Source organism: Frankia sp. CcMO1 (assembly GCF_977945845.1).
This window is the reverse complement of sequence record NZ_CDWTMG010000362.1, coordinates 1-2,605: the sequence shown is the minus strand read 5'-3', so window position 1 is coordinate 2,605 and position 2,605 is coordinate 1. Positions and strand designations below refer to the sequence as shown.

The 2,605-nt window shown below is 70.2% G+C and carries 1 protein-coding gene and 1 pseudogene; both read left to right on the top strand.

The features are described 5' to 3' along the window. Nucleotides 1-288: 288 nt before the first annotated feature. Nucleotides 289-927, top strand: a pseudogene (locus AC08OU_RS23795) (MFS transporter); the annotation flags it as partial. 324 nt (nt 928-1,251) lie between these two features. Next, nucleotides 1,252-2,605 (top strand): HNH endonuclease signature motif containing protein (locus tag AC08OU_RS23790; protein WP_476605868.1); only part of this gene is annotated, 1,354 nt, incomplete at its 3' end.

Genomic DNA, 2,605 nt, shown 5'->3' with positions numbered 1-2,605 from the left:
TATGATCTTCGCTTCCTCCTGGCCATCGATCCGCCAGCCGACAACGCCAATGTCGCGCTGCAACTGGAGGAGGTCACTGACTACCGCTGGGCCCCGTTGACCGAACTGCCCGACCGTCTGGGCGACCGTACCCGAGCTACCCTCTTCGCTCGACCCTGAATTGATCATCCGGGACCGACTCCTTAGGAACGCAGAGATCAAAATGGCGGCCACGACGTCCCCTGATGCAGAGGGCATGATCGCCATCGCTAATGTTCTCTACCCTGTCAAGCTACCGCGAGGACCCCGCTCATGCCGTTGCGGATTCTCCGATCACGCGGGGTCGCGGGCGCCAACCTGATCCAGGTTCTGATGGTCGCCACGATGTTCTCGTTCCAGATCCTCGTCGCCCTCTACCTGCAGAACGTACTCGGCTACAGCGCTGCCAAGACCGGCCTCGCGATGCTCCCGGCGGCGGGCGTCATCGGCGCGGTGTCGCTGGGCGTGTCCGCCCGGCTGATCGCCCGCCTCGGGGAACACACCGTCCTGCTGGCGGGGCTGGTGCTTCTCGCCGGGGTTCTCGGGCTGCTCACCCGCGTACCCGTGCACGCGCACTACCTCACCGACCTGCTTCCGGTGATGCTGTTCACCGCGGGCTTCGGGCTCGCCCTGCCGGCGCTGACGACGCTCAGCATGTCCGGCGCCGGTGACGACGACGCCGGACTCGCCTCCGGCCTGTTCAACACCGCCCAGCAGATCGGCATGGCGATGGGCGTAGCGGTGCTGTCCGCCCTGGCCGCCGCCCGCACCGACGGACTGCTCGCCCGGGGCGAGAGCCGGGCCACGGCGTTGACCGGCGGATACCGTCTGGCCTTCACCGTCGGCCTCGGACTGCTCGCCACCGCCTTCGCCGTCGCGTTCGCCGTGCTGCGCCGGCCCGCCCGGTGAGGTGAACTGCCGCGCACACGAGCCGCTGAGCATCACCGAGCGCACGACCGGCCGGCCGCCCGCACCTGTCCACCGTCGCCTACCAGTGGAGTCCCGAGAAGCGGGTACCGCGGATCTCCGCCACGGCCGACCGCCTCAAGGTGCGTCACCCTCGACGTGACCCGCACCGCCCTGCCCGTCACGCACCGCCCTGCCCGTCACGCACCGCCCTGCCCGTCACGCATGGACGAAACGGCCTTCCTGCCCGCTCGGCAACCACAGCACCGAGTAACGGTAATCGAACATAGGTTCGACATCCGAGGTGGGGTGATCTACGCTTGATCCATGACCGCCGCCGATCCGGCCGCCGGGCAGCATCGGGTGCTGTCCGGGTTGGTGGGGGTGGCCGGTCAGGTGGGTGGCCTGGTGGAGGCGCCGGTGTGGTCGTTGTCGGACGCCGAGTTGTACGGCGCCCTGGACGACTGTTCGGTGGAGCTGGCCCGCCTGGCCGCGGTGCGGCTCGCACTGGTGCGGGAGGCTCATGGGCGGAACCTGTCCGCGCGGGAGGGCGCGGCCGGTACGGCGGCGTTGCTGCGGGAACGGCTGCGGATGCGTCCCGTCGACGCCCGGCGTCTGCTTGATCTCGCGATTGCCGTGGATGGCCCGCTGGCCGCGACCGGCGCCGCCCTGACCGCCGGTGTGATCACTGTAGAGCAAGCGTGGGAGATCCACCTGGCGCTGCGTTCCCTGCCGCGCGGCCTTGGCGCCGAGGTGTATACCGCCGCGGAGGCTTCGCTGCTGGAGCTGGCCGGGATGTTCGACCCCGCGGAGCTAGCCCGTCTCGGCCGGCACCTGCGCGAACAGCTCACCCAGATCGATACCAGCCCCGGCGGCGACGGGCCCACCGACAACGGTCACCACAACGACCCGGACAGCCAGGACGGTGCGGGCGGCACGGACAGTCGGAGCGGCACGGACAACCGGGACGGTGTGCCGGGTCCCGGTGGTGATCCTGCGGACCGGCGGGGTCTGTGGTTGACCGACCTCCCGGGCGGGATCACGCGGATCAGCGGCACCCTTGATGCCGAGGCCGCCGCCCTGCTGCGTTCGGCGTTGGATCCGCTGGCCGGACCCCGCCCCGGCGATGACGGCGCCGCCGATCCGCGTTCCCCGGCGCGGCGGCGTGCCGACGCCTTCGTCGAGCTGTTCCACCGCGTGCTCGGTGCCGGCGTTCTGCCCGTGACCGGTGGGGTGCACCCGCATCTGACGGTGACCGTGCCGTGGGCGGCGCTGCTCGGCCACGGCGGGCCTCCGGCCTCGACCGGCTGGGGTCAGCCGCTGCCGGCCGGTGTGCTGCGCCGCCTGGCCTGCGACGCCTCGGTCGGCCGGGTGCTGTTCGATGCGGCCAGCGTTCCGTTGGATGTCGGTCGTGCCTACCGGACCGCACCGGCGGATCTGCGTCGCGCCGTCATCGCCCGCGATGTCTGCTGCGCGTATCCGGGGTGTGATCGTCCGTCGTCGTGGTGTGAAATTCACCATGTTCGTCATTGGATAGACGGCGGAGAAACCTCGCTCGACAATCTGGTATTGCTGTGCGGATATCATCACCGGTTCGTGCACCACCAGGGTTGGACCGTCCGGCTCGGCCCCGACCGCCGGCCCGAGTTCCTTCCCCCACCCTGGATCGACCCCGCACGAA